Source organism: Actinoplanes sandaracinus, from assembly GCF_030009775.1.
GTDB classification, from domain to species: Bacteria; Actinomycetota; Actinomycetes; order Mycobacteriales; family Micromonosporaceae; genus Actinoplanes; species Actinoplanes sandaracinus.
In genome coordinates, this window is sequence record NZ_JASCTH010000017.1 from 176,489 (window position 1) to 192,675 (window position 16,187).

Genomic DNA, 16,187 nt, shown 5'->3' on the forward strand with positions numbered 1-16,187 from the left:
TTACCAGGGTGGGACTTTCAGTCTTTATGGGTTAACGCTATAAGCGACTGAAAATCCCACCCATCGCGAGAGGGCAGGATCGACTCAGCCGAGTCCGCTGACTTGGCCGAGATCGGCGATGGTCACCTGCCGCCGGGCACGAGTGACGGCGGTGTAAAGCCACTGAGAAGCCTTGGACGCGCCGGTGACTCGCTCCAGGTCGTCGAGGTCTACGACGACGAGTACCCGATCCCACTCGCTTCCCTGAGCCTTGTGCGCGGTCAGAACGCGGCCGAAGGTCGCCGGGATTACCAAGCGTTTGTTGTGCCTTCGAGGCTCCATCGCCGCGACCAGCTTCTCGTTCTCCCTGCCGCCGAAGCCGAGCGTATGGGCGTAGAGCCGACGCGCCTCACCGTCGCTTTCGACGTCGAGGACGTAATACGTGTACGCCTCGCGCAGCCGTGGGCCTGCCTTGGTATGAAACAGCCGTTCCGGCACGGTGGCCGTGCCGACTTGGGCCAGCACCTTGAACGGCTGCCCGTTGATGACTTTCGCCTTGCTGTCGTTGGTGAGCGACATGATCTCGTCACCCGCCGTCGGAGGAAGCGACCCGCCGCGCATCTGCTGGATCAGCCTCCATCGATCGGCATTCTTGTGGACGATGATCGCGTCATAGTCGTGCGGGTTGACCGGACCTCGGGCACGGGTCGAATGACCGTTCACGGCTGCCCGATCCCACGTACCGCTGCGAAGCCGGTGGGCAAGGTCGAGAACCTGCGTGGCGTCAGTGCGCAAGACCTCGGTCAGTTCGTAGTCGCAATCGCCCTGAATGGCCTAGGGCGCCACGTCGCTGTCGACGGGCGGAAGCTGCGTCGGATCGCCGACGGCGACCACGGCGCGGGCGTTGTAGGCGAAGTGTTCCGCCATCTGTTTGGAGACCATCGAGCACTCGTCGATCACCACGACATCAACCGCGGTGACGGGCGCATCCAGGTTCACGGAGAACTCGGGGGAGCCGTCTTCCGACTCGCCCCGAGGCCGGTAGAGAGCAGAGTGGGCCGTGGTTGCCGGGAGGCCCTTCTGCCGCAAGACGTGGGCGGCTTTGCCGGTGGGAGCGACGACCGCGCTGGTCTTTCCTGCCGACTCCAGGTCCCGCAGAGCCGCCGCGATAACAGTGGTCTTGCCGGTGCCCGCATACCCGTGGACCCGGAGAACCCGCGTGAGGCTGGTGATTGTGGGACGCCGGATGACGAAGTCGACGATGCCGGCCACCACCCTCCGCTGTTCCTCGGTCAGAACAATCTCGCTCGCGAGCGGAGGTGCCGTGGGTTTCCGAGCAGCCAGGTTGACCTGTGCCGACAGATCTGACGGGATGCGGAGTGCCGCGGCAGCCGGCGTCTCCCCCGTGGGCGCAGTCAGCTCGACGGTCAGTCCGGCCTCGGCCAGTGCAGCGTTGGTGGTCCGCACCTGATCCCGCGTTACCCGGCTTGCAGCCGCCAGCTCGCTGAGTGAGATCCGGGAGACCAGGTCGCCCTCTTCGAGCACGGCCTCACCGGCTCGGGTCTCGGCTACCGGTACGAGCGCCTTGCTGCGGCACGTCTCCGCGTGCAGGCGGACCGCAGCAAGCCAGGTGGCGGGCTCGATGGCTTCCGGCAGGGTCACGCACTCGCTCCCAGAACGAGCGTCTGCCGTTCGAAAGCCTCGACGTCGACGAGCCCGGTAGCGGACGCGCCCGCCCAACTTCAGGTAGACGGGGCCAGCCTCCATGCTGCGCGATCGACAACGGCACGCTGACGACCAATGCGCTTCGTCAGATCCGGGCGGTCAAGGCTCAGGTCGTCAAAACACCAGTGCGCGAGCGGGACACCACCCGCGCGCTGACCAATGATGAGCGCGATCACGTCATCGCCTACGCGGACAAACTCACCTTGTCCGAGACCATCAACCCGCGTACCCGGCGGAAGCGCGAGGCGGTCGCCGACCTCATGGCGTTCATGGCCGGCACCGGCGTACGGATCAACGAGGCGAGGGCCGTTCGCTGGGACGACTTCGACCTGAAGGCCGGAACAGTTCACGTGCGCGGCACCAAGACGCGTGGATCGGATCGGCGGCTGAGCCTTCCGTCGTGGCTCACCGAGCGGCTGAAGGCGAGGGCGGAACGACTGGGAACTGACGGGCTGGTCTTCAGCTCCCCGCACCACCTGAACGAGCCGGAGCGCGTGTGGGACCAGAGCAACTCGGCCAAGGCGCTCGCTCGCATCTTCATCGGCAGCGGGTTCCCCTGGGCCACCCCGCACACCCTCCGCCGTACGGTGGCGACGATCCTGGACCAGTCCGGCGTACCGCTCGCGAAGATCGCGGACCAGCTCGGTCACACCGATCCGGCCATGACCGCACGTGTTTACCTGGGGCGCGACCTCATGGGCGACAAGTCGGCGGTCGCCGCGTACCTCTGACGCCGGAACGTCAAAGTAGGTAACAATCCAGGTAACCAGGGCTTGAGCTGGAGCATCGTCAGATGCGTACGCCCTGGTAGATCGAAGTTGTGGCGCGCCCGGCAGGATTCGAACCTGCGACCGACGGATTAGAAGTCCGTTGCTCTATCCGCTGAGCTACGAGCGCTGGCCTGCACATACTAGGCGGTCGTGCCGGACTTGTCGTCCGCCTCCTCGGCGGCGCCGCGTCCGACCGCCGCCTCGGCCGCTTCAAGAACGGTGGCTATGCCCGCTTGATCCTCCGGTGCGGGCGGAATGACCTCCATCGGAGTACCCGGAGCCGGCACGAAAGCATCCACCCAGCGTCCCACTTCCCGGAATACCTCAGCCCGCACGTCCTTACCGGAGAGCGTCAGGTCGTGCATGCCCCCGTCGAACCGTGCGATCGTCACCTGCGGCCCCAGGCCGGGAGCCCAGCGCGCGATGTGTTCCACGTCCAGCACCGAATCCGTCACCCGCACGTCGTCGTGCCATTCCCGTCCCCGGAAGGTCCGGGTCGAACACGCCACCAGCACCGGCACGTCGATCGCCAGGCCCTCGCGCAGCTTGCGCTGTCCCCGGCGGACGGCGTCGAGCCAGCCCATCCGGACCGGGAAACCGGAAATCGGTTTCCACGTCAGGTCATAGCTCCACTCACCGTTGTGCTCACTGTGCAGGCTCTGGCCATAGAGGCCGAGCGAGGCGACAGGCATCTTCCGGTACGGGGCACGGCCGCTCACCGCGAGCACCGCCGCCATCAGCGGGCGGCGCATCAGCCACGGCAGATTGAAGTCGAAGAACGGGCTGTTCAGGAAGAGGCCGTCGACCAGGCCCTGCCCGCGGCGGGTGTGCGCCCACAGCGAGGTGATCAGACCGCCCGTCGAGTGGCCGGCCACCAGTAGCTGGTCGTGGCCGTCCTCCTCACGGATGATCCGGACCGCCTCGTCCAGTTCGGGAAAGTAGTCGGTCAGGCTGCGGGCGAAGTTCGGCGTCTGGTGCGCCAGCAGGCTCCGCCCGTACTTCCGCAGGTCGAGCGCGTAAAAGTCCCAGCCCCGTTCGACGAAGAAATCCGCCAGATGGGTCTGGAAGAAATAGTCCACGAACCCGTGGACGTGCAGCACGGCCCGCCGCGTCGGCGTCTCCGCCCGGCGGCGGACCAGGGTCGCCACGACCGGGCCCTCGTCGTCGCTGCCCAGATCAATGGTGTGCCGCTCGTACGGCCATCCGAGGACGTCGGTCTCCACGCCCCCAGGTTACCCATGGGTATGGCCCGGCGCGCCATATCAGATCGACCACTGAACGCCCCGCCCGTCCACAATCCGCCGTCATCCACAATCCGTGACCGCAAGATCCTCGCCGGTGACCAAAGCTCGAACCCGACCGAAGCACCCGACGCCTCAGAGAGGAAGAAAGTCTTGTTCGAGACCAACATCGTCGTCGTCGGCAACGTTCTCACCGCCCCCGAGTGGCGGCGCACCAGCAACAACAACGCGCTGGTCGCCAACTTCCGGATCGCCTCCACCGCCCGCCGATACGACCGCGAGACCGGCCGCTGGGTCGACGGCAACAGCCTGCGCGTCCGGGTGAGCGCCTGGCGCAAACTCGCCGAAGGCGTCGCCTCCTCGATAACCGTCGGTGACCCGGTCGTCGTCTACGGCCGCATCTACACCCGCGACTGGATCGACGACGACAACAACAACCGCGTCTCCTACGAGATGGAGGCCTTCGCCATCGGCCACGACCTGGCCCGTGGACGGGCCCGTTTCTATCGCAGCAAGCCGGCCGCCGGCAACAGCATGATCGAGGGGCCCGACAGCGACGCCATCGTCGGCGGCGAGACCTCCGTGGCCCTCGCCGAGGAGGAGATCCCCGTCGGCTTCGGCGACGGGCTCCCCGAGCGCGTCCCCGAGGAGGAGGAACCGGGCTTCCTCGAGGTCGTCGCCCGGTTCGCCGACGAAACCGCGGAAGCCGGAGACGACCCCGACCCGGTCGTACCCGTCTCGGCGCCGCCGGTCGAGACCCGCCGCGTCCGGCGCGCCTCCCGCCGGGAGCCGGTCGCGGCCTGAGACCTTCCCGAAACCGCCGCGCGCGCAGATCAAGCCCCCTGCCGATCTCCGCTCGCGGCGGAGCCCGGCGGCCCGGCCGGTCAAGGGGTCACGTCATCCACCTCCGCCCAGGTGGCGTGACGTCCGGCCGGGCCGCTGAGGCCCTCACCCATCACTCGAAAGAGCGACGAATGAAGCTGCGCCAGAAGGGGTATAACCACCTATTTGTCGAAACCCGTGGATTCCTTCTATCGGGATGGGCCGATCGTGCCGCTGGAACCGCCCACCCGTCGGAGCGGCCCGGGTAGGCCCCGCACATCGCCTACCGGCAGACTGAACGCGTGCTGCTGAAGGACATTCGCGCCATCACGACCGAGGCGATGGTGCTATCGCCGGAGGACCCGTCAGCCGAGGACGCCAACACCAACTGGCTCGGCGCCCCGCCGCATGAGCGGATGGGCCTGTCCGCGGACGAGGTCGTGGCCGCGTTCGAAGAGACCGCGGCCAAGCTCCGGGAACTGGTGGCCAACCGCGGCCACCGGGGCACCGCCACCTTCTACGTCTGGCACGACGCCGTCGCCGGGCAGCTCCGTTGCTCGACCCGCACCCGCAAACCGAGCGACCTGCCGTTCAACGACGAATACCAGGTCACCCACGACCTCCGTGCCATCGTCGTCGAGTTCCTCGAAGACCGGGCGCCAGGCGCGATCGTCTGGGGACAACTCGAACCCGTGCCCTTCGACCCCGCCACCGAGCCCCCGGCCATCGCGGTCTGGGCGTTCGACCTCACCCCGTTCGGCCGCTGACCGGACCAGGAGACACACAGTGCCACCACGGTGGACCGCGGACGCGGCCGGACTCCTCGCCGGATACCTGCTCGACGCGGCGCTCGGCGATCCACGACGGCTGCATCCGGTAGCCGGCTTCGGCACCGCCGCCGGCGCCCTGGAACGCCGCATCCACCGGCCCCACCGCCGGGCCGGGACGGCCTTCACCGCGATCGCCGTCGGACTACCCGTCCTCGCCGGACTCGCCGCGGCCAGGGCCACCCGCAACCATCCGGCCGCCCGGATCGCCGTCACCGCCGCGGCCACCTGGACCGTGCTCGGCGGACGCACCCTCCGCCGCGAAGCCCGCACCATGGCCCGTCACCTGGACGCCGGCGACCTGCCGGCCGCCCGGGGGCGGCTCAACCACCTGTGCGGCCGCGACCCGTCCGCACTCGACGAACCGGAACTCGCCCGGGCCACCGTCGAATCAGTCGCCGAGAACACCTCCGACGCCGTTGTCGCCCCGCTCGTCTGGGGCGCCCTGCTCGGCCCCGCCGGCCTGCTCGGATACCGGGCGGCCAACACGCTCGACGCCATGGTGGGACACCGCTCGCCGCGGTACGCGCGGTTCGGCACACCATCGGCGCGGCTCGACGACCTGCTCAACCTGGCGCCGTCGCGACTCACCGGCCTGATCACCGTGGCCGTGTCGCCGGTCGCCGGCGGAACGCCACGGGAGACGCTGCGGGTGTGGCGGCGCGACCGGGGCGACCATCCGTCGCCCAACGCCGGGCAGTGCGAGTCGGCCATGGCGGGGGCGCTCGGGGTGCGGCTCGGCGGACGCAACGTCTATTTCGGACGTAGCGAGACGCGGCCGTTCCTCGGGGACGGCCCGCGGCCGTCGGCGGTGCATCTGCGCCGGGCGGCCCGGGTCTCGGGAACGGTGGGCGCGGTGGCTGTCGTGCTGGCGGCCGCCGTGGCCGCGGCACGAAGTGCGATGACAGCCGGTGGAGGCGGCGGGGGCGGGGCGGGGCCCGAAGGGCCAGGGCGACCGGAACCGCGTACACCTGGATCGTGGTGCAGCCGCCGATGACCGCAGGCCTCTTGATCGCCGGCACCACCTCGGACGCCGGCAAGAGCATCCTGACCGCCGGAATCTGCCGCTGGCTGCACCGCCAGGGCGTCCGCGTGGCACCGTTCAAAGCCCAGAACATGTCCAACAACTCGGTCGTCGTGGTCACCCCCGACGGCCGGGGCGGCGAGATCGGCCGAGCCCAAGCCATGCAGGCGGCCGCCTGCGGCATCGCCCCCGACCTGCGGTTCAACCCGGTTCTGCTCAAGCCCGGCAGCGACCGTTCCAGTCAGGTGGTCCTCCTCGGCGAGGCCGTCGACACGGTGACCGCCGGCAACTACCGCACTCTGCGCCCGCGGCTCGCCGAGACCGCCCACGCCGCCCTGGACGACCTGCGAACCGACTACGACGTGGTGATCTGCGAGGGCGCCGGCAGCCCCACCGAGATCAACCTCCGCGACGGCGACTTCGTCAACATGGGCCTGGCCCGGCGGTTCGGGCTGCCCACGATCGTGGTCGGAGACATCGACCGGGGTGGGGTGTTCGCCGCCTTCTTCGGCACGCTGGCCCTGCTGTCTCGGGCGGATCAGGAACTGGTCTCCGGCTTCGTGATCAACAAATTCCGTGGTGACATGGGCCTGCTGCGGCCCGGACTGGACATGATCACCGCGGTGACCGGGCGGCCGGTCCACGGCGTCCTACCGTTCCACCTGGACATCTGGCTCGACGCGGAGGACTCCCTCGCGTACGGCCGGGCGCTGGGACGCCCCGGACCGCCGCGCGGGACCGAGTGGCTGCGGGTCGCGGTGATCCGCGTTCCGCGGATCTCGAACGCCACCGACGCCGAGGCGCTCGCCGCCGAGCCCGGCGTGCGGGTTCAGCTGACCATCGAGCCGGCGGAGATCGCCGACGCCGACCTGGTGGTGATCCCCGGCTCCAAGGCGACCGTGAGTGATCTCGCCTGGCTGCGGGAGACCGGCCTGGCCGACGCGATCAGCGCGCACGCCGCCGCGGGCAAGCCGCTGCTGGGCATCTGCGGCGGCTTCCAGATGCTCGGCGAGAAGATCCACGACGAGGTGGAGAGCGGCCGGGGTACGGCGCCCGGACTCGGCCTGCTGCCGGTGGAGATCACCTTCGCGCCCCGCAAGACGCTGGCCAGGTCGGTCGGCGCGGGTCTCGGTGTCCCGGTGCGCGGTTACGAGATTCATCACGGGTACGTGTCCACAGGCGCCCCGGAACCGCTCCTGCGCTACAGCGACGGCCGGCCGGAGGGCGCCGTCGCCGGAAACGTCTACGGCACGCACTGGCACGGGGCTTTCGAGTCGGACGAGTTCCGCCGCCGATTCCTGACCGAGGCCGCCCGCCAGGCCGGCCGGCACGGTTTCACGACCGCCCCGGACACCCGGTTCGCGTCGGTGCGCGAACGTGCCCTGGACGTGCTCGGTGACCTGGTCGAGGAGCACCTGGACACGGCGGCCCTGTGGCGGCTGATCGAGAACGGTCCCGTACCGGGAATGCCGTTCCTGCCGCCGGGCGCGCCGGCCACCTAGGGACCGTTCTCAGGGTCTTCTCCGGGGTCCGGGTGAGGGACACGCGTTGCGTCACCGGCGTACGTTGGGGCCCGGAAGCGCGGCCGTGCGCCGCGGTAGCGGCGAGAACGGGGTGAGTCAGATGACGACCGAAGATGACAACCGGCCGGCGCGCCGCCGTGTGGTCCTGACCGGCATCAGCTCGCGGGCCTGGGAACACCCCGCCGATCGGGGCGCGCTGTCCGCGCTGCGTGAGCTGCGTGGGTTCGACGACGTGGTGAAGACGTTCTTCGGCATGTGGAACGAGCGGGGTTTCCGGCTGATGTTCCTGGCCGGGGCGATCCGCGTCGACCACCGGCAGTACCCGCGGGTCTACCAGCGGTTCGCCGAGGCGGCGAGCACGCTCGACGTGGCCGAGCTTCCCGAGCTCTACGTCACGCAGAACCCGCTTATCCACGGGCAGGCGATCGGCCTGGACCGGCCGTTCATCGTGATCAGCACGGGCGCGGTGGACAAACTCGACGATGACGAGTTGCGTGCCCTGCTCGGTCACGAGATCGGTCACGTGCGCAGCGGCCATGCCGTCTACAAGACCATCATGAAGATCCTGACCGGCTGGCTGGCCACGATCAGCTGGCTGCCGGTGGGTGTGATGGCTCTGCGGGCGATCATCGCGGCGATGCTGGAGTGGTGGCGCAAGGCCGAGCTCTCCGCTGACCGGGCCGGTCTCCTCGCCGGCCAGGACCCGGCGGCCTCGTTGCGCCTGCTGATGAAGGTCGCGGGCGGCGGCGATCTGTCGCAGATCGACACCGCGGCGTTCCTGGAGCAGGCCGCGGAATACGAGGGCGGCGGCGACCTGCGCGACAGCCTTCATAAGATCGGCCTGACCGCGTGGAGCAGTCACCCGGTTCCGGTCGCCCGGGCCGCCGAGCTGCGCAAGTGGATCGACTCTGGGGAGTATGCGCGGATCGTCGGCGGCGAATACCCGCGTCGTGACTCCGATGGCGACACGTCGGTCTCCGAGGACGTGAAGGCGGCGGCGAAGGCGTACCAGGACGACTTCGCCAACTCGCAGGATCCGCTGGTCGGCCTGGTGCGGCGTCTCGGTGGCGGAGCCGCCGACCTGGCCGGATCAGCCGCCGGCAAGGCCTACAACTGGGCCAGTGACGCGGCCCGGCGCGGGCGCCGCGACAACGGCGGAGACGGTACGCCGGACGCATGATCCACCGGCCGGGCCGGGAAGTTGTCGGCTTCCCGGCTTACGATCGGCGGCATGAGCCTGAGTGAATCCGATCTGCGTGCCGCGATCCGGCGCGAGATGCCCGGTGTCCGCGCCGACCTGGAACGGCTGGTGCGGATCCCGGGCGTCGCTTTTGAAGGTTTCGACCACTCGCACGTCGAGCGGTCCGCCGAGGCGGTCGCCGAGTTGTTGCGCGGGTGCGGGCTCGACACCGAGATCGTCCGGCACGGCGGCCAGCCCGCCGTGATCGGCCGTAAGGCGGCGCCGCCCGGAGCGCCGACCGTGCTGCTCTACGCGCATCATGACGTGCAGCCGGCGGGCGACCCAGCGTTGTGGACGAGCGACCCGTTCGAGCCGGTGGAGCGCGACGGCCGTCTCTACGGGCGCGGCGCGGCTGACGACAAGGCGGGCGTCATGGCGCACGTCGCCGCGTTGCGCGCGTTCGGCGACCGGCTCCCGGTCGGGGTCGTCGTGTTCGTCGAGGGCGAGGAGGAATACGGATCGGAGTCCCTCGACACGATCATCCACGAGCACCTGGAGGAGCTGCGCTCCGACGTGATCGTGATTGCCGACTCCGGCAACTGGGACATCGGCCGCCCCGCCCTGACCACCTCGCTGCGCGGCCTGGTCAACCTGTTCGCCGAGGTCAAGGTGTTGAAGAACGCCGTGCACAGCGGCATGTTCGGCGGCCCGGTGCCCGACGCGCTGATCACCCTCGTGCGGCTGCTGGCGACGCTGCACGACGACGACGGCGAGGTGGCGGTGACCGGCCTGGTCGGCCGCGAGGGCGCCAGCGTCGACTATCCGGCCGACCGATTCCGGCATGAGGCCGGGGTCCTCGACGGTGTCGAGCTGATCGGCCGCGGCACGATCACCGACCGCATCTGGACCAAACCGTCGATCTCGGTGCTCGGCATCGACGCGCCGCGCACGCTGGAGGCGGCGAACGCGTTGCAGCCCAGCGCCAAAGCCAAGATCAGTGTCCGCCTGGCGCCGGGGGAAGACCCCAAGGCGGCGTTCGAGGCGGTCCGCGCCCACCTGGAGAAGAACGTCCCGTGGGGCGCTCACCTGGAGCTCGCCTTGGAGAGTGACGGGTCGCCGTGTGTGATCGACGCGACCGGTCCGGTCTATGACGCCGCCCGGGCCGCGTTCCGTTCGGCCTGGGACGGCACTGAGCCGGTGGACATGGGTGTCGGCGGGTCGATCCCGTTCATCGCCACCTTCCAGGAGCTGTTCCCCGGTGCGGCGATCCTGGTGACCGGTGTCGAGGACCCGTACTCGGCGGCCCACGGGCCGGACGAGAGCCTGCACCTCGGCGAGTTCGAGCGGGTCTGCGTGGCCGAGGCCCTGCTGCTCAAGAACGTTGCGGAGACTCTGACGACGTAGGGGAACGGAGTGGCTGATGGCCGAGCTGTCATGTGAGGTCCTCGTGGTGGGCGCCGGCCCGACCGGGCTGATGCTCGCCAACTGGCTGACCAGGCTCGGGGTTCGGGTGATCGTCGCGGACGGCAAGGACGGCCCGACGGTGGAGTCCCGCGCGCTCGTCGTCCAGGCACGCAGCCTGGAGATCTACGACCAGCTCGGCATCGGCGACCAGATTCTGGAGGCGGCGCACCGGGCCGAGGCGCTCGCGCCCGGGTTCGGTGCGCGCTCCTTCGGCCGCATCCCGCTCGGCCCGCTCGGCGCCGGCGTCACGCCGTACCCGTTCATCGAGATCCTGGAGCAGAGCCGCAACGAGGAGATTCTCTACGACCATCTGCGGAAACTCGGCGGCGACGTGTTCTGGGAGTCGCCGGTCACCGCGGTCGTGCAGACCGAGGACGGGGTCGAGGCGAAAGTCGGTCACGACACCGTGCGGGCCCGCTTCTGCGTCGGCTGTGACGGCGCAAACTCGGTGGTTCGCAAGGCCCGCCGCATCGCCTTCGAGGGGGTCACCAACCCGCACCGCTTCTTCGTGCTGGACGCGGCCGGCGTCGGTGGCCTGGTGCCGGGTGCGGTCAATGTCCGCCCCTACCGTCAGGACTTCCTGCTCGCGTTCCCGATGCGTGGCGCCGGCAACTGGCGGCTGATCGGGCTGGTCCGTGATGTGGACGGTGACGGCGCCCTCGACGAGGAGGACGCCCGCGACCGGATGCGACGGACGTACGGGGTCACCTGTGACCGTTCCCGCTGGTTCGCCACCTACCGGGTGCACCACCGGGTCGCCGCGGCCTTCCGGGACGGCCCGTTCCTCCTCGCCGGCGACGCCGCGCACGTGCACTCGCCGGTCGGTGGGCAGGGCATGAACACCGGCCTGCAAGACGCGCACAACCTCGCGTTCAAACTCGCCGACGTGCTGCGCGGCACCCGGCGGGACGGCTGGCTCGATCGCTACGAGGCCGAGCGCCGCCCGGTGGCCCGCAAACTGGTCGCCACCACCGACCGGATCTTCGGACTGATCACCTCCGCCCGGCTGCCCGTTCGCGTGCTGCGGCGCGTCGCCGTTCCACTGCTGGCTCCGCTCGCGGTGCGGGCGCTCCCCGGTTCGTCCGGCGGCTCCCGGCTCTTCCAGTACGTCTCCCAGATCCGTATCCACTACCGCCTCGACCCGGACGTGCGGGCGGTGGACCAGCGGCGCGACCCGGTCATCGGCCGCCGCCTGCCCTGGGCCGACGGAAACCACGCGGTCCTGCGCGCCGCCTGCTGGCAGATCCATGGGTACGGCGGTGTCGCCGCCGCCGACGCGCCCGACCTCGGTCTGCCCGTGCACGTCTTCCCGCCGGCGCCTGCCACCGCGCTGCGTCCCGGCTTGTTCTACCTGGTCCGCCCGGACGGTTTCGTGGTCGCGCGAGCCGAACCGGGCGAGGCGGAAACACGGTTCCGGCATGCCATGGCCCGGTGAATCCGGGTGTCCACCAAGTGGATGAACGGGTGGCGCCGTCGATCGATCCTGTTAGGATTCGAACATGCGTTCGACTGCATCGTCTGCACTCGGCACTCCTGCCGGGCCCCGCACTCCAGTTGGGCCCGGCACTTCAGTCGGGCCCGGCATCTCGGCTGCGCCCGGCGCCACAGCCACACCGAGTCTTTCGGCTGCGCTGGCCGGCCGTGCCGCCCGGGTGACCCCCGGCGGCTCACGCAACTCGCTCGATCGCCTCCGCACCCGCGACCGGATCGAGTCGATCGCCCGGCTCCGTGCCGCGGCCCGCGCCCTGGGAGACGTCGATGTCTCCGGGTGGGACGACGCGACCCTCACCGATCACCTCGACGACCTCTCCACCGTGCTCTGCACACTCGACGCCGAGTTGGCCCGCGTGGCCGACGCGGTCCGAGCCCGCGGCTTCCGCATAGAGGAGCCAAAAGCCGCATGACCCTTCTTTTCTAGTACGGGGGAAACGACCACCCCCGTGGCACTCCCGTGCACCTCACGCGCCACGGGGCCCCGAAGCGCGTGATCGACTGCCAGGATGGAGATCGTGCGGTTCCTCGACATAGCAGCCACCTCGGCCGCCGTTGCCGCGATCCCGGGCCGCAAGGCCAAGATCGAGCTGTTGGCCGGGACGCTGCGGCGCCTCGACCCCGGCGAGATCGTCGCCGGGGCCGCCTACCTGGCCGGTGAGCTGCGACAACGACAGACCGGCGTCGGCTACGCCGCATTGCGCGACCGGCCGGCGCCCGCCGCCGAGGCCACCCTGACCGTCGCGGCGGTCGACGCGGCCGTCGCGGAGATCTCGACGGTCGCCGGCGCGGGCTCGCAAACCCGCCGCAAACAACTTCTCGGCGCCCTGTTCGGGGCGGCGACCGAGGCCGAGCAGCAGCTGCTCGTCGGCCTGTTCAGCGGTGAGCTGCGCCAAGGCGCCCAGGCCGGGCTGCTGGCCGAGGCGATCGCGGTGGCCGCCGAGGTGCCAGCCGCCACCGTCCGCCGTGCCCTGTTGCTCGCCGGTGACCTCAAACTCGTCGCCTCCACCGCCCTCACCGGCGGCGCGCCCGCGCTCGCCCAGATCCACCTGCGGGTCGGTACCCCGCTGAGCCCGATGCTCGCGAGCAGCGCCCCCGACGTCGCGGCGGCCCTGCTCGCCACTGGCGCGCCCGCGGTCGTCGACGCCAAGCTCGACGGCATCCGCATCCAGGTGCACCGCTCCGGCGACGACGTGGCCGTCTTCACCCGCAGCCTCGACGACATCACCGCCCGCCTTCCCGAGGTGGTCGCCGAGGTCCGGGCGCTCCCGCTGCGTGAGGCGATCCTCGACGGCGAGGCGATGCTGCTGGACGACGCCGGCCGGCCTCGCCCGTTCCAGGAGACGTCCAGCCGGGCGGCCACGCGCGGCGCACCGGCCGGCGGCCTCCGGCCCTACTTCTTCGATCTGCTGCACCTCGACGGCGCCGACCTCCTCGACGAACCCGGCCGGGTGCGCTGGGCGGCCCTCGCCGACACGGTCCCGGCGACCTCGACCGTCAGCCGCACCACGGTCGAGACCGAGGAGCAGGCGGCCACCGCGTTCGCCGCGGCCCTCGCGGCCGGGCAGGAAGGCGTCGTCCTCAAAGCGCCGGACGCGCCCTACGACGTGGGCCGCCGGGGCGCCGCCTGGGTCAAGGTGAAACCCCGGCACACCCTCGATCTGGTCGTCCTCGCCGTCGAGTGGGGCAACGGCCGCCGCCAGGGCTGGCTCTCCAACCTGCATCTCGGCGCCCGCGACCCGCAGACGGGCGAGTTCGTCATGCTCGGCAAAACCTTCAAAGGCCTCACCGACGAGCTGCTCCGCTGGCAGACCGAGCGGTTCAAACAGTTGGCCGTCTCCGACGACGGCTGGGTGGTGCGGGTGCGGCCGGAGCAGGTCGTCGAGATCGCGTTCGACGGCGTGCAGACGTCACCGCGCTACCCGGGCGGGGTCGCGCTGCGGTTCGCCCGCGTTCTCCGCTACCGCGACGACAAGCCCGCCGCTGAGGCCGACACCATCGACACGGTCCGCGCCATCGGCGCCGGCCACCCGCCCTCGCCGGCCTGACAGCGGAACCCAGGCGTCTGGCGTCGGCTACCCGTCCTGGTCGGGCCGCGAGCGGATGCCGGGTGTCGGGCGTCGGCCACTCGCCCTCACCGGGCCGCAAGCGGGAGTCGGGTGTCTGGAGGGCTGGTCACTTGGCTTTTCACGGCCTGGAGGAGGGCAATCGGGTGTCTGGCGCTGTCACTCGCCTCTTCGTGGCTCAAGCGGAAGCCGGGGTGGCTGGCGGGCGCTGGTCACTCGCGCTTTCGCGACCCGCAAGCGGGAGCCGGGCGCCTGGCGCTGGCCACCCACGCTCACCGCCCAGCGATCGGAAGCGGGCGACTGGCGGCCACCACCGGCCTGCCCGCCCGCGAGCCGGAAGCCGGGCCCCGCACCGACCATCGCCGATAGCCGCGTGGTCAGAGGGCGGCCAGGCTGCGGACGTAGTTGACCTGCTGATTGATCGCGGTCACGTCACCGTCATGGTGGACCGGGATGCGAGCCACATACTGATGCTGGCCGCTGGTGACGGTGACGTTGACCGTCCCCTGTGGGACCGGCTCCTTGTAGAGAAGGATCAGCAGGCTCAGACCGCCGGTCAGGCAGATGCCGACGAAAGCCGCGACCTTTGCCCAGGTCGGGGTGCGCCGCTGGGTGATCCAGTGATCGGTGACCTGCCATCGCGAGCCGGCGAGCGGAAGGTCGCCCACCGGGGTGAGCACCAGCGTGGAGGTGACCTGGATCTCGGAGATCTCCACGATCACCGGCCCGGTCGCGGCCGGTGCCACCGAGCCCGGGGTTTCGGGCTCGGGCGGGGGAGTGGGCGCGCCCCACGGATCACCCGACGGGAAGGTCATGCCGCGACATTAACCGGCGTCGCGGCCCGTCGCGAGACGGCGCTCGGTCTCCTTAGTGCCTCCGGCGGTGACGGTGGCCGAGGTCGCCGCCTGCCGGGAGGCAGCCGCCTCAGCGGCACGCCGGTCGGCTTCCGCTACCCGGTCCCTGGTGTCGGCCTCAACCACCCGGTCCCTGGCGCCGGCCTCGGCCACCCGGTCGCGGGAGCCGGCCGGGACCGTGCGGTCGTGAACGCCCGGCTCGGCCACCCGGCCCTGGGCGGCCAGACGCTGGTCGGCGTCGTCGAGACGGTCGCGGGAGGCCTTGCGCTGGTCGGCGTCCTCGACGCGATCGCGGGGGACCCGACGCTGATCGGCGTCCTCGACCCGGTCGCGGCGAGCCGGCTTCGCGGGGCGCCCGGCGGCGCCGGGCGACTCCAGGACCTCGCGACGGGCCTGCCAGCCGTACAGGACGAAGACCATGCCGGCGAAGACCCACCACTGGACGGCATAGCCGCCGTTCTGCCAGGAGTCCTCGTGCGGGATCGGGATCGTGACGAACGCCGGATCGGAGGCCGGGCTCTGCTCGGTGAGGAGGACGTAGGCCCCGTACACCGGGAACGGCAACTCGGTCGCGAGGTGCGGCAGGCTGATCCGCCGCGTGTCCAGCCGGCCGTCTCGCCGTTCCACCGGAGCGGGTCTACTTTCCGACAGGTGAATCTGCCCGACGACCGTAACCTGGCCCGTCGGGGCCGCCGGGACCTCCGGCGGGGCGTGTGCCCCGCCGGGCGGCGCGGGCACCCAGCCACGATCCACCAGGACGGCCGTCCCATCGTCGAGGATCAGTGGGGTGAGGATCTCGAACCCGACCTTGCTCCCGACCGTGCGCCCTCGGGCCTGAATCTCGTTTGCCGGGTCGTAACGGCCGCTGAGGGTCACCTTTGTCCAGGCCAGCGCCTCCCCGGGGAGAGGGCCGGGGGTTCCGGCGGCGGTCGGCGCGGTCAGGATCGAGGTCAGTGGGACGGGCGCGGCGGCATTCGCCGCCTCGACCCGTTCATTGATGGCTGTGCGTTCGCGGTAACGGTCCAGTTGCCAGTTGCCGAGCATCACCATGACCACCGAGGCGACGACAGTGAGCGCGGCCGCGCCCAGCCAGCGAGGGGTCAGCAGGAACCGGTACACGCCCTGAGGCTACCTGGCGAGACGGTGGCTCCCGCCGCAGCCAGGTAGTCTGCGACATCCGGCAGTCGATAGAACATGTGGCGGCCGCCTGCGGAAACCTCG

At 70.6% G+C, this 16,187-nt stretch carries 14 protein-coding genes, 1 tRNA gene and 1 pseudogene; 10 read left to right on the plus strand and 6 right to left on the minus strand.

The features are described 5' to 3' along the window. Window positions 1-84: 84 nt before the first annotated feature. Both QLQ12_RS25695 and QLQ12_RS25700 read right to left on the minus strand, forming a co-directional pair. Complete coding sequence (locus tag QLQ12_RS25695) at window positions 85-774, minus strand: ATP-binding domain-containing protein (protein ID WP_282763016.1); 690 nt, start codon at window positions 772-774, stop codon at window positions 85-87. 39 nt (window positions 775-813) lie between these two features. Further along, window positions 814-1,641, minus strand: a complete 828-nt coding sequence (locus QLQ12_RS25700; RefSeq protein WP_282763017.1) for an AAA family ATPase — start codon at window positions 1,639-1,641, stop codon at window positions 814-816. Between the two features lie 188 nt (window positions 1,642-1,829). Here QLQ12_RS25700 and QLQ12_RS25705 point away from each other — a divergent pair, with 188 nt between their 5' ends. Further along, window positions 1,830-2,435 (plus strand): tyrosine-type recombinase/integrase, encoded by a 606-nt coding sequence (locus QLQ12_RS25705; protein WP_282763018.1) that lies wholly within the window; start codon window positions 1,830-1,832, stop codon window positions 2,433-2,435. 90 nt (window positions 2,436-2,525) lie between these two features. Here the strand turns inward: QLQ12_RS25705 and QLQ12_RS25710 are convergent. Both QLQ12_RS25710 and QLQ12_RS25715 read right to left on the minus strand, forming a co-directional pair. Beyond that, window positions 2,526-2,601: transfer RNA gene (locus QLQ12_RS25710), tRNA-Arg, on the minus strand. A 13-nt stretch (window positions 2,602-2,614) separates the two neighbouring features. Next, complete coding sequence (locus QLQ12_RS25715; protein ID WP_282763019.1) at window positions 2,615-3,697, minus strand: alpha/beta hydrolase; 1,083 nt, start codon at window positions 3,695-3,697, stop codon at window positions 2,615-2,617. 171 nt (window positions 3,698-3,868) lie between these two features. On the opposite strand from QLQ12_RS25715, the gene QLQ12_RS25720 reads away from it, so the two are divergent. From QLQ12_RS25720 to QLQ12_RS25760, 9 genes are all read left to right on the plus strand, one after another. After that, window positions 3,869-4,519, plus strand: a complete 651-nt coding sequence (locus tag QLQ12_RS25720; RefSeq protein WP_282763020.1) for a single-stranded DNA-binding protein — start codon at window positions 3,869-3,871, stop codon at window positions 4,517-4,519. A gap of 320 nt (window positions 4,520-4,839) precedes the next feature. Beyond that, on the plus strand, window positions 4,840-5,304 hold the full coding sequence (locus tag QLQ12_RS25725) for a hypothetical protein (protein WP_282763021.1): 465 nt from the start codon (window positions 4,840-4,842) through the stop codon (window positions 5,302-5,304). 19 nt (window positions 5,305-5,323) lie between these two features. After that, on the plus strand, window positions 5,324-6,361 hold the full coding sequence (locus QLQ12_RS25730) for a cobalamin biosynthesis protein (protein ID WP_282763022.1): 1,038 nt from the start codon (window positions 5,324-5,326) through the stop codon (window positions 6,359-6,361). Continuing rightward, the gene (locus tag QLQ12_RS25735) at window positions 6,358-7,890 is read left to right on the plus strand and encodes a cobyric acid synthase (RefSeq protein WP_282763023.1); all 1,533 of its coding nucleotides are present in this window, start codon (window positions 6,358-6,360) and stop codon (window positions 7,888-7,890) included. The genes QLQ12_RS25730 and QLQ12_RS25735 overlap by 4 nt, the downstream gene beginning before the upstream one ends. A 121-nt stretch (window positions 7,891-8,011) precedes the next feature. Next, complete coding sequence (locus QLQ12_RS25740) at window positions 8,012-9,091, plus strand: M48 family metallopeptidase (protein ID WP_282763025.1); 1,080 nt, start codon at window positions 8,012-8,014, stop codon at window positions 9,089-9,091. 51 nt (window positions 9,092-9,142) lie between these two features. Beyond that, window positions 9,143-10,495, plus strand: a complete 1,353-nt coding sequence (locus QLQ12_RS25745) for a dipeptidase (RefSeq protein WP_282763026.1) — start codon at window positions 9,143-9,145, stop codon at window positions 10,493-10,495. A gap of 16 nt (window positions 10,496-10,511) precedes the next feature. After that, window positions 10,512-11,990, plus strand: a complete 1,479-nt coding sequence (locus QLQ12_RS25750) for an FAD-dependent monooxygenase (RefSeq protein ID WP_282763027.1) — start codon at window positions 10,512-10,514, stop codon at window positions 11,988-11,990. 217 nt (window positions 11,991-12,207) lie between these two features. Further along, the gene (locus QLQ12_RS25755) at window positions 12,208-12,459 is read left to right on the plus strand and encodes a hypothetical protein (protein WP_282763029.1); all 252 of its coding nucleotides are present in this window, start codon (window positions 12,208-12,210) and stop codon (window positions 12,457-12,459) included. A 96-nt stretch (window positions 12,460-12,555) separates the two neighbouring features. Further along, window positions 12,556-14,094 carry an ATP-dependent DNA ligase gene (locus QLQ12_RS25760; protein ID WP_282763030.1) on the plus strand — a complete coding sequence of 513 codons (1,539 nt, stop codon included), beginning with the start codon at window positions 12,556-12,558 and terminating at the stop codon, window positions 14,092-14,094. 395 nt (window positions 14,095-14,489) lie between these two features. Here QLQ12_RS25760 and QLQ12_RS25765 read toward each other — a convergent pair whose 3' ends face one another. Both QLQ12_RS25765 and QLQ12_RS25770 read right to left on the minus strand, forming a co-directional pair. Next, complete coding sequence (locus QLQ12_RS25765) at window positions 14,490-14,927, minus strand: hypothetical protein (RefSeq protein ID WP_282763031.1); 438 nt, start codon at window positions 14,925-14,927, stop codon at window positions 14,490-14,492. A gap of 375 nt (window positions 14,928-15,302) precedes the next feature. After that, a pseudogene (locus QLQ12_RS25770) lies at window positions 15,303-16,085 on the minus strand (SURF1 family cytochrome oxidase biogenesis protein); the annotation flags it as partial. Between the last annotated feature and the right edge of the window lie 102 nt (window positions 16,086-16,187).